At 45.4% G+C, this 10,999-nt stretch carries 9 protein-coding genes; 4 read left to right on the top strand and 5 right to left on the bottom strand.

Annotated elements, in window-relative coordinates:
- Window positions 1-180: 180 nt before the first annotated feature.
- Both QUB06_RS32845 and QUB06_RS32840 read right to left on the bottom strand, forming a co-directional pair.
- Window positions 181-903, bottom strand: coding sequence for a glycosyltransferase family 25 protein (locus tag QUB06_RS32845; RefSeq protein ID WP_333438830.1), 723 nt, complete (start codon window positions 901-903; stop codon window positions 181-183).
- 162 nt (window positions 904-1,065) lie between these two features.
- Window positions 1,066-3,375, bottom strand: a complete 2,310-nt coding sequence (locus QUB06_RS32840; protein WP_333438829.1) for a protein phosphatase 2C domain-containing protein — start codon at window positions 3,373-3,375, stop codon at window positions 1,066-1,068.
- A gap of 888 nt (window positions 3,376-4,263) precedes the next feature.
- Between QUB06_RS32840 and QUB06_RS32835 the strand changes: the two genes are divergently transcribed.
- Window positions 4,264-4,620 carry a hypothetical protein gene (locus tag QUB06_RS32835; protein WP_333438828.1) on the top strand — a complete coding sequence of 119 codons (357 nt, stop codon included), beginning with the start codon at window positions 4,264-4,266 and terminating at the stop codon, window positions 4,618-4,620.
- A 214-nt stretch (window positions 4,621-4,834) separates the two neighbouring features.
- On the opposite strand, the gene QUB06_RS32830 is transcribed toward QUB06_RS32835, so the two are convergent.
- Complete coding sequence (locus tag QUB06_RS32830; RefSeq protein WP_333239357.1) at window positions 4,835-5,179, bottom strand: NAD(P)H-quinone oxidoreductase subunit M; 345 nt, start codon at window positions 5,177-5,179, stop codon at window positions 4,835-4,837.
- Between the two features lie 223 nt (window positions 5,180-5,402).
- On the opposite strand from QUB06_RS32830, the gene QUB06_RS32825 reads away from it, so the two are divergent.
- Entirely contained in the window at window positions 5,403-6,602 is a 1,200-nt protein-coding gene (locus QUB06_RS32825; RefSeq protein WP_333438827.1) for an AAA family ATPase, read from the top strand.
- A complete protein-coding gene (locus QUB06_RS32820; protein ID WP_333438826.1) occupies window positions 6,596-7,216 on the top strand; it encodes a DUF4276 family protein in 621 nt (206 codons plus the stop codon). Before QUB06_RS32825 ends, QUB06_RS32820 begins: the two co-directional genes overlap by 7 nt.
- A 60-nt stretch (window positions 7,217-7,276) precedes the next feature.
- On the opposite strand, the gene QUB06_RS32815 is transcribed toward QUB06_RS32820, so the two are convergent.
- Window positions 7,277-7,798, bottom strand: a complete 522-nt coding sequence (locus QUB06_RS32815; protein ID WP_333438825.1) for a hypothetical protein — start codon at window positions 7,796-7,798, stop codon at window positions 7,277-7,279.
- A gap of 276 nt (window positions 7,799-8,074) precedes the next feature.
- Window positions 8,075-10,102, bottom strand: coding sequence for a pentapeptide repeat-containing protein (locus QUB06_RS32810; protein ID WP_333438824.1), 2,028 nt, complete (start codon window positions 10,100-10,102; stop codon window positions 8,075-8,077).
- Between the two features lie 25 nt (window positions 10,103-10,127).
- Between QUB06_RS32810 and QUB06_RS32805 the strand changes: the two genes are divergently transcribed.
- Window positions 10,128-10,928, top strand: a complete 801-nt coding sequence (locus QUB06_RS32805) for an ion transporter (RefSeq protein ID WP_333438823.1) — start codon at window positions 10,128-10,130, stop codon at window positions 10,926-10,928.
- Window positions 10,929-10,999 lie beyond the last annotated feature (71 nt).

Raw genomic sequence — 10,999 nt, 5'->3', positions numbered from 1 at the left:
TTACGGATATGGGTTGATTTACATTCTGGGCATTGCATAAATTATTCCTCCTATTCATACTCTAACTCAGCAACGCCCCTTCATAAAGGGACTAATAAACCCGGATTTGGTATTAATTATTTTCCGGGCGATCGTGCTAACAGATTTGATATAAGCGAAGGATTTTAAACTCGAATCCAATTAACTAGAACGCCAACGCTTCAGCCTTGTTTTGCTGGTTCTTGCTGCATCTGCCAATTGCCTCAACCCAGGTACACCGTCAAACCAATTAGGAGTGATGTCACTAGGGGAACTCCTTTGCCACCCCAGGTTTGGAGAAGCAATCAAGGTGACAACATCGGGATTTTGAGCTCGGAAAGTAGAATAAGCTCCGTCGAGGTGCATCGGGCCGCCGTCGGGATGTCCCGGAGGTCGGTTTTGCACTTCTTCCAGAAACCGCAGGAGGCGATCGAAAATCCTGCCATTGACAGCGTAAAAATGAGTGGTCATTACCCCCCCAGAAAAGGGTACGAGGGCGACAAGAGACTTTTGTTCAACCTCTTCGACGTGTCCGAAGTAGACGAAATCCCAATCTTGCTGACACAGTTGTTCGAGGATAACAGCTTGGTCTGTTCTGAACTTTGCTGAAAGTTCTAGGTCGTCTTCTACAATCAAAATATTGCTCAACCCCTTGTCTTTTGCCTGCTTGAGGATACCTACATGACTGGAAAAGCATCCCCTCGCCCCAATGCTGGGGAAACCTCCTGCTTCGTCGGGGCGGATTGCGGGAAATATCTCAACCTTATTGGGCGTGAGGGGCATTCCTGCTTTCTCTAATTCCTTGACTATGAGTTGCCGTCGGTCTTTCCTTTCAGGGAGATTTACCGCATAAACTCCCTGGAAATAGTCTGTAATTTTCGTCATAGTTTGATCTCGAATCAAGAAGTTGATGAATCTTCGGCTTGAGCGGTCTCAAATTTTATTTTAGCTCTGTGTCTGCCTTAAACTATTCTATTTTTAGCAAGCTGCATCTTCCATTTTCCTAAACTTACTCAAATTACCTTGGTCGGAGCTAGCATTAACAGTTTAATTAGCATTGGGATTTGAGTCAGAATCAACGCATTTTCCCTGTTGATTAGGGTTTGGGGCTGGGTTGGAGAGTACCTTATCAACAGCAGCTTGTTCTTGAATCCATCCAATTTCCCCCGGTTGCAGCTTGGCGCTTTCTACTTCGACTGTTGGCTTAACTGCCGGGGAAGGCGAGGGAGTTGCCACAGCGCGAGATGGATTCAGTGTCGGTTTTGAAACTGTAGAAAAATCTTTATTTGACTCGGGTTTGGGAGAGTTCGATCGCACTATTTCAGGAATCGAACAAACTTTCAATTCCAGCCAATTGCCTTGAGGCGTAAGCTGTTTGTTTGTCACCTGCAAAACGCTGCCGGCTGGGACTGTTCCTTTGACAGTCAACTCACCGATTGCGCCTCGCAAATCCAAGCGATCGCCCTCTTTTTCCAATTCCCCAGCCCCAGAACTTTTAATCTCTATAAACGAGCCTGTTTCTAAAGATTGGACAGGAGAAGCTACAGATTCAACTGTTTTCTCCGGCGTCCTTCCAGCCTTAATTAAACCGCCTTTCCCGAAAATCGACTCCCCGGCAGTATCGATCGCGCGACCCACCGGAGGGATGAAAAAATAAGCAAATACACCCCCCAACCCTAATAAAAATAAAATTTTCAGCAGCAGCCAAAATAAACTTTTGCTTTTTTCCGGCGGTAACAACAGCGTTTTTCCTTGAGAATTCCCCTCGCCCAGGCTTGTGCTTTCGGTCAAATCCGTTGGCATATCCTCGCTATCGGAAATTAGTTCGATCGGCGTATCTAAAGGTGCGACAGACAGTTCTGTAAAAGTATTGCCGTCTTCCCTCAAATGTGCTTGACAGTGAATTAAAGCAACAGTGACGTTATCGTGACCGTTTCTAGTATTAGCAATCTCAATCAGTCGATCGCGCGCCTTAGCTAAACTAATGCTACCGTCGAGAATTGGCAAAATCTCCGCTTCCCAACATTCCTCAACCCGGTCTTTATCACTCAAACCGTCGGAACACAGCAGCAAAACGCAGTCTTCATCCACTGGAAAACGCTGCACAGTCGGGTGCAAAGTGTTGGACGAAGTAATCCCCAAAGCTTGAATCAGAGCTCCGGCGGCCACTTGTTCCAAAGCATCCCGGTAGAGTGAGTAGCCCAAACGCACCTCGCGGCAAGCCACATTATCATCGAGAGTAACTTGATAGCAGCCGGTGCGGGTAATCCAGTAAGCGCGACTGTCTCCGACGTGGGCGACATAGAGCTCGTGAATGTGGGCTAAACCCATAACTAGCGTAGTTCCCATCCGCTGGCGGCCTTGGCGGTGTTCGCTGTCGTTGCGACTGGCTATCTTGTCGTTAGCAGCACAAGCCGCCCGTTCCAGCTTGGAAGTCAGGCTCAACGGGTCCCAATTAGCCTGATGCAGGGGCATTTGCTGCAACTTGTCGCGCAGCACACCAATTGCTTCTTCCGAAGCGACTTCGCCGCCGTCTTGTCCGCCGATACCGTCGCAGACGATCGCGCAAGCTTCCGCCCCCGGATTTCCTGCCAACAGCGTACCGCTGGGGGGATAGCAAGCATCTTCGTTGTGAGCGCGGGATCTGCCTACATCCGTGCCCGTGGCAATTTCAACGTGACGATCGTAAAATCGGCCGCACTTTGCCAAAGCTTTATCCAACTGGCCCATCAGTTGTTCGCCGTGGCGCACTTGACCGGCAACCATTTGCTGGCAAAGTTGCCTCAAAAAATTGGCAATAGCCGGGTGAGCATCTTCGAGCCACTGCTGCCACAATTTGCCCAACTGCGACAAATGAGGCGGTCTGCGATCGGGCTGCAATTCCAGAAACCGCACCAATTGCCCTTCCACCCGTAGCAGTTCGGGAGTCAGCAGCGTCGAAGCGACGCCCTGAGCGATACACGGCTGCCACAACTGGGCCATTTGCCACAGCCAATTGAGCTGGCGCATCGCTGCGGCTCCTTTCCAGGAATCCGCCAATTCCGGCATTAAAGATTCCGTCACCTTCAAAATAGGCACGTTTTCCAGCAGCCAGATATCTCCCGATAGCTTGCTCATCTTGGACGATACCAGACCGTATACTTGAGGTACGTGCAACTGATAGGCAAACAGTCTCAGATAAGGAGTGACAACACTCGGAATCTCATCGGGCAGTTCCGGCAAGTGTTCGGGTTGAGTATCGACAAGAAGTCGATCGCGCTTGACCAAGTAGCGACCAGCGATCAGATCGCCTGGCTTACACCCTTTGATCCCTTCACCTAAAGCCCATAAGTAGTGTTTTGCCACAGAGTTTTGCATAAGGGTTCCTGACGCCTTGGGGCAAGCGTGCTGATCTGAACTATTTTAGCGATTGAACCTCGACGGGTTGATACGTGGCGATTATTTGACACCCCCGCTTTCTCAACAGACGGAGATTCTTAAGACTTCGCAGTCCTAATCTCCTGATTTTTCAGGTTTCCGGGCTCACCACGTTTCCACTGTTGTGTGCGTAGTGATATCTGACTTTCCCCAGTCTAGGGGTAGGTTTTAATGTCTTGTACTGACACGAACAGTTTACCATTTTGTTGACGGTCGGATGAATCTTGCTATGAGCTTTCACGGTTAGACGATCGCGCGGCGCCCAAGTCCTCGGCTTGAAATCACGCTGTTTTCAGCATATTCCTGATAGCGGCAATTTCCGAAGAAATCGCAGCACTCAAGGGAATTGAGATTTTAGACTAACTCTAATGGTATGATGCAGCTAGGTAGAAATCACCTGAGCCGACAGGTATAGATAAATATCAATTGTCGGTTTTCTCGCGAAGGGTCATCTGTGCCTCGCACGCTAGTTTCGCAACAGAAGTTAAATTTAACCCTACCCAAAGACGGATACAGGCCCGCAGATTCATCTGTGGAGTCAATCTCAAATCTAAAATCTAAAATCAACTGACGGATGCCAGCCCCCGACAGGAATCGTGGACAGCAAAAAAAATTAGATATTAGTTCAAGCGCCCAGATTCATCTGTGGAGTCAATCTAAAATCTAAAATCGACTGATGGACGCAAGCCCCCGACAGGAGTCGTGGAGAGCAAAAAAAATTAGATATTAGTTCAAGCCCGCAGATTCATCTGTGGAATCAATCTAAAATCTAAAATCTCAAATCTCAAATCGACTGACCGGCCTCTGCAAGCTGTTGAGTATTGAACCATGCACCCACATGATCCCAGCGCCTTTCCCAAGAATTTGCCCGATCCGAAGCTGCCGCCTGCTGTTGAAATAGACGAAATACTCACTAGCATTCAACATTCTCACAGTTTCTATTACCAAGTGATGAATCTTGAGGTTTGGGCACTGGTGGAAACCTTGGATGGGATGTTTCCCGGCGCTTGGGGTCAGTTTATGGCCAACCGCCAAGTCGCAGTTAAACAGTTTTTGGAACGAGATCACGTTCCAAATTCTCCGGTTGATGCTGGGGAGGCGGGGGAGAAGTCCGAGGCCAGTCGGGAGAAGGAAGAAGCCGGGAGTCAGGAGTCAGGAGTCAGAAACAAGCAGGAAGAAGAATAAAAGCAGATTTTCTCAATTCTCCCCATCTCCACCTTTCCTCTGTATCCAAGTCTAAATCCCCCTCAATCCCCAAAGCGAGAGACAAAACAGAACCCTCTTTTCCCCCCTACTCCCCTAATTAAGAGGAGTAGGAGGGATTGAAACTCAGCTACAAGCGAGATTTATTATGGGTTTCAATCTTAAGTTGACATAAATGCCGATCGCCCGATCGCCCTTACAGGTGAATTTTGGCATCAACTTGAGGCAATCCCATGCTGTAGTTAACAGCGCGGCTGTTGAGGTTATAGCTGATTTGGCCTTTTTGTAGGAACGATCGTACCAAGTGCTCCAACTCCGAACCGATGCGGCGGAGGTTGTACTCGGTCAAGTCTTCGCCCTCGTAGGCGTCTACGAGTTGGTCGAACTTGGCATATACCTGTTTGACTGACTCGTCGTTCCAGTTAAGTTCGTTATCTGGGTCAATGTCGAGGGTCAAAAGGTCGTTGCTGGGGACGAGTTCGTTATCTTCGAGGATGGCGGTGTATATGCGAATATGGCGGGTTGTTGACTTGAGCTGCATGAGTTCTTATGTGTAAAGATTTTTTGCTGAATTAATTGTAAGGGGTCAAAGACCGTTGCAGGAGATTAGGTCGCCTGTTGTGCGATCGATCGGGATATCTCACTCCCCCTCCGACTTCAAGGCAAAGACTGGGAATCGGTAGTTTTGAGACCTACTTAATTCAAGACTAAAAACAAAAGCTTTCGTAAAGTATAATAATGCAGAATTGGCATAGGAGGACAAGGTGGAAGGCAAGAGATTTATTCACTCCGTGCAACTGCAAAACTTCCTTTCCTATGGAAGTGAGGGGGAAAAAATTGAACTGCAACCCCTGAATGTATTGATCGGTACTAACGCATCCGGCAAGTCTAACTTAATTGAAGCGATGGGAGTGTTGAAGGCAACACCTACCGACTTACTTGCTCCGATTCGTCAAGGAGGTGGTATCAGCGATTTTCTGTGGAAAGGTGAAAAAGGTACTCCCACAGCAAAAATTGAGGCTATTTTAGATTACCCAGAACGAACGATGCCACTGCGCTATCAAATTAGTTTTACCGCAGTCGGTCAGAGACTTGAAGTAGTGGACGAAGCTATAGAAGATAAGGCACCGCGCAATAGTTCTGAAAGCAATCCATTTTTCTATTACCGTTATAGCGATCGGGGTCGCCCAGTTATCAATGTTATAGAGGACAACGAGCAGCAAACAAGAAAGCTGCGGAATCTGCGGCGAGAAGATATCATTCCCGATCAATCTATCTTATCTCAAAGAAAAGATCCCGAACAATATCCAGAACTCTCATATCTGGGAAATAAATTTGCCGACATTTGTTTATATCGTAACTGGCAGACAGGGAGAGATGCAGTATCTAGAAAGGCTCAGCAAACTGACTTGCCAGAACATCCCCTCCTAGAAGATGGTGACAACTTAGGACTTGTTTTAAATAACTTACAGTATCAATTAGGAAGCAGGCTGATTATTGAAAAATTACAACTGTTCTACGATGCTGCTGAAGAACTGAGTATCAAGATTTATGGCGGTACTGTCCAGATATTCATCCGCGAAACAGGATTAACTCAGCCAATACCCGCAACTCGTTTATCAGACGGTACGCTGCGTTATTTATTCTTAATAGCTTTACTTCTAGATCCAACTCCCCCGCCACTTATTTGTATTGAAGAACCGGAGATTGGCTTGCATCCCGACATTCTGCCTGCTGTTGCTGAAATGTTGATCGAAGCCTCACAGCGCACACAATTGATTGTGACAACTCATTCTGATGCTTTAGTGTCGGCTCTGAGTCCTGAGTCAGTGTTAATATGCGATCGGGATGATAGAGGAAGTCACCTGAGCCGTCTCGATCCCGAACGACTGAAAAAATGGCTTGAGAATTACAGTTTGGGAGACCTTTGGCGGATGGGAGAAATCGGGGGCAACCGATGGTAAAAGAGGTTCGCATTTACATCGAAGGCGGCGGCGATGGCAAGAATACAAAGCAATTACTTCGAGGAGGATTTAGCTTTTTTTTCAAAGAACTTGTGGAGGTTGCCCGCAGCAATAAAATCAAGTGGAATATCACTGTTTGCGGTTCCCGGAATAATGCTTTCAGGGATTTCAAGAATGCTTTGGCAGATCACCCAAATGCTTTTATCATCCTTTTAGTTGACTCAGAAGCCCCTGTAAAGCAGCCGCCTTGGGAGCATTTGAAGTCGAGGGATAACTGGGATTCGCCTGCTGGGGTTGATCAGACTCATTGCTATCTCATGGTTCAAGCAATGGAAGCTTGGTTGATAGCGGATATTGATACTTTAAAAAGATTTTACGGGCAGGGATTTAAAGAAAATGCGATTCCTAAAAATATTAATGTAGAGACGATTGAAAAGGATTTGTTAGAACCAAGTCTGAAAGCAGCTAGCCGCAACACAAAATCGAAAGGCGAATATCAAAAGATACAGCACGCTTCCAAGCTGTTAGAAATGTTGGATGTTGACAAGGTTCGCAAGGCTTCTTCAGAGTGCGAGCGTATTTTTACAACTCTCATCAAACTCATGGAGGATTGAAGCGATGAAAGTAGCCAAGGGCGCGAAGCAAGACAGGGAGAAAGGGAGGGCGGGCGATCGTCAATTTCTCGGAATCCCGAAATATTTTAGTTGTTCGGCTGTCCAATTTTTGTAATATTCAGTTTTCTCTAAAGCATCGGAAGCTGGCTTCAGCTTAGAATTTACTTGAACCGTGAAGCCCGGATACGGCATCCTCCTAGTATGAAGCCCGTCAATATTAAAATCTTCTTCGGGATGGATGTGAAAAGCCAGCAAGCCCAATTCTGAAATCTGATTATTCAATTTGTCTATCAATTCTTTAGTTTCTGGCCCCGTAATTGCTGTTTTTTCGGGATTAATTACTACCATTATTTCAAATTCCGAATTGTAAAATTCATAAATCGATTTCATTATGGCAGAATCGCGATCGAACTCAGTCAGCGCTGAAAACGGCTCGATTTTGAATAAAATTTGATTAGCCAAGCGTGCCTTTTTAGCGAAGGGACAAATCGGTAAATCGCTGAAAACTGGATGCGGTAACTCGACAAACTCGGTCATCCATCTGAGGGTAGATTCTATAATTTCTGTGTCGGATTCATTCATCGAAAATTTATGTATTTGACATTTCACACTCATCATACTTTATTTGTATGGAGGGCGATGCACACCATTGGTGTCAATTTAACGCTATTTCCCTCAGTCCGGCAGGGGTTTAAACCCCTGCCTCATAGCTTAAGTCCTCTGAAGAGGACTCAAGAACTCATTAGTCCTCTTCAGAGGACTTTTGCTATTAGCCAGGGAATTCATTCCCTGGCGGACTTTCGGTTAAATTGACACAAATACATTGTCCATCTTACTGTTTAATATTTGCGATCGAATTCATTCGTGAATTGTGCCATCTGGCATAATTGCGCCTGCGAGTTTTGCCGTTTCCAGATTTGCCACCCCACTTAGGTTTGCTCCGTTTAAGTTGGCTTTTTCTAGGTTTGTACAATTCAAATTTGCGCCGCGCAAGTCTGCTGAGCTAAGTGTTGCCCCATTCAAATTTGCGTACACTAAACTTGAGCCGCAGAGATTAACCTCAGTCAAGTTTGCCCTACTCAAATCTACTGAGTCCAGCGCTACTCCCACCAGATTTACGCCAGTCAGATTAGCATCGCTGAAGTTGGCACGGGCTAATTTTGTATCTTTCAAATTAGCGTGGCTGAGGTCTGCCGCAACAAGGTTAGCGTACTCTAAATTTGCCTGTTTCAGATTTGCTCCACTCAAGTTTGCCACAGCTAGTTTCGCACCTCGAAGGTTTGCTTTACTCAAGTTAGCTTCGCTTAAGCTTGCTGTAGTTAGGTCAGCACCATTCAGATTTGCTTCACTCAAATTTGCTGCACTCAGATTCGCCTGAAGCAGTTTTGCCGCCTCCAAATTGGCTTTCGTTAAGTTTGCACCGCTCAAGTTAGCTTCACTCAGGTTGAAACAACTCAAGTCAACACCAGCTAGGTTTATGTTGGAAAGTGAAGCATCAGCAACGATTAAGTAAGCACCTGCTTTAACAGGGTCAAATCCTCTGGGGAAGATAGTCTGTGCGTTGCACAGCGCTTGTTCAAGTTTTGCTCCTTCAAGCTTTGCCCCTTCAAGGTTTGCCTCGAATAGGTTAGTATTACTTAGGTTTGCATTACTCAAATCAGCATTCATCCATTGTGTTTTCCTCAAATTTAACCCAGTCAAGTTAGCTTTACTGAGATTGGAGCTACTAAAATTCGTCCCAGGAGACAAATTAACATCGCTGAGATTTACTCCACTCAAATTAGCTTCACTTAGGTTTGCATAAAGCAAATTTACTTCACTTAAATTTGCATTTATGAATTGTGTTTTGCCTAATTGTGCTGAGCTGAGATTCGCTTTGTTAAGGTTGGCATCACATAAATTTGCCTCAGTCAGGTTAGCAACAGATAAGTTTGCTTGAGAGAGTTCTGCACCCCTTAGATTAGCGCTACTCAGGTTGACCTCAACCAGGGATTTTCCGCTCAGATTTACTCCGGCTAGATTAACTCCCGTAAAATCTCGTTCTCCCTGATTATACCGTTGCAAAAATTCCTCAGCAGTGATAGCTGGTTCCAGATTTTCTAGTGCAGAATCATCTATTTTTGCCTCTTCCTCAGATTCCGCAGTATCCGCATTCGCAGGAGTAGCCACCGACTGTTCTACCGCTTCGCTAGATGCTGGAAGCGCTGTCTGATCGATCGCCTCTTCGCGCAATAACCGATCGACCCGATCGCTAAACCGCCTCACAACCTCAGCATCATCAACCTTCTCACCAACCTTCGAGCTTTTCTCAACCGCATTTTCAACATAATACTTGTCTACAAAACTTTGCAACCCAGCATTATATCCCTGTCCTACAGCCTGAAACCTCCATTCGCCGTTCTTCTTATACAAACGTCCAAATTCTAAAGCCGTTTCTTGCGAAAATATCTGATTTAAATTGTACCGAACCAATTCGCTAAGAGTCTCTGAATTGTAAAGCCGGATAAAAGCATTTTCAACTTGACTAAAACTTTGATTTTTTTCCTGTCCGTCGTGAATAGTCACCACAAACACAATTTCCTGAATCGCGGAATTGATTTTGCTCAAATCCAGATAAACCGTCTCATCATCTCCCTCAATTTGTCCATTCCTGCTGTCTCCCGAATGTCGCACCGAACCGTCTGGGGAGGTCAGATTGTTGTAAAATACAAAATACTTTTCATCGGGAATGCGACCGTCCGCCGCTAACATAAAAACAGATGCGTCAATGTCGCAGTTTTGGGCTGTCTGGCTGACTTGCCACCCCAGGGCGATCGCAATTTTACTGAAATTAGGAGTTTCTTTAGAAAGATTGAACCTTTCACCCTTAGTTAATTCGATACTCATATGCGATAATTCCCTTACCTCATAAATGGTATTAATTATCTCATCTATGTTAACCCGATCGCAAATTGGATTTTATCTCGAAGACATCGAAACCCCAATTGGCAGAACCGTCAATTTAACTCTTACCGGACTCATTCTTTTATCTTCCGCCAGCTTCATCGCGGAAACTTACCCGATTTCGGAATCTGTTAGAATTAATTTCCAAACTCTCGATACCGTTCTTTTAATCGTTTTTGCAGTTGAGTATTTATTGCGGCTGTGGTGTGCCGACAATCGAGTTAAATTTATTTTTAGTTTTTTTTCAATTATTGATTTGCTCGCAATCTTACCATTTTTACTGGGATTTGTCAACGTTAGTTTTATCCGAATTTTTCGCTGGTTTAGAATTCTCCGACTCATCCGCTTTCTGGAATTGAAAATTTCTATTTTCCGCATCAGCAGCGAAGATGGGGTGATTTTTGCTCGGATTTTGTTTACTTTGCTGGCAATAATTTTTGTTTATTCTGGTTTGATTTATCAAGTCGAACATCCGGCCAATCCCGAAAGTTTTGGAACTTTTTTGGATGCTGTTTATTTCTCGGTTGTCACGATGACCACCGTGGGATTTGGCGATGTTACTCCGATTTCAGAATCAGGTCGTTTTCTGACTATTTTGATGATTTTGACGGGAATTGCTCTGATTCCTTGGCAATTGGGGGATTTGATTAAACAATTAGTTAAAAGTGCTAATCACGGAGAAGCTGTTTGTAAAGGTTGCGGTTGGTCTGTACACGATGCTAATGCTAGATTTTGTAAAATGTGCGGCAGTCAGTTAGATAATGGTTGACTGTTGACTGTTGACTGTTGACTGTTGACTGTTGACTGTTGACTGTTGACTGTTGACTGTTGACTGTTGAC

The organism is Microcoleus sp. D2_18a_D3 (genome assembly GCF_036702455.1).
Classification (GTDB): Bacteria; Cyanobacteriota; Cyanobacteriia; order Cyanobacteriales; family Microcoleaceae; genus Microcoleus.
This window is presented reverse-complemented; position numbering and strand designations above follow the sequence as displayed.